Origin of the sequence: Pseudomonas sp. SIMBA_068 (assembly GCF_046534705.1) — a bacterium.
Taxonomy (GTDB): domain Bacteria; phylum Pseudomonadota; class Gammaproteobacteria; order Pseudomonadales; family Pseudomonadaceae; genus Aquipseudomonas; species Aquipseudomonas putida.
Genome location: NZ_JAWRYI010001849.1, coordinates 1 through 230, shown reverse-complemented (window position 1 = coordinate 230; position 230 = coordinate 1). Strand labels below are relative to the sequence as shown.

Annotated in this window: 1 pseudogene; it reads right to left on the bottom strand. The window is 59.6% G+C overall.

From position 1 onward, the window contains the following. Window positions 1-230, bottom strand: a pseudogene (locus tag SB756_RS36170) (ATP-dependent metalloprotease); the annotation flags it as partial.

Sequence of the window (230 nt, the reverse complement as noted above, 5' to 3'; positions counted from 1 at the left end):
CATCGGCCAGCGTAGTCTTGACCTGGTCTTCGGACAGCAGGCGCGCCTTGCTCTTGCCAAAGCTCATCGGCCCACCCTTGCCGCCCGCACCGCCTTGCATCTGGCGCATGAAGAACATGAACACGGCAATGATGACCAGGATCGGGAAGCTCGCCACCAGCAATTGCGTCCAGATGCTCTGCTGCTCAGGCTGCTTGCCTTCGATGATGACGTGGTTATCGACCAGGTCA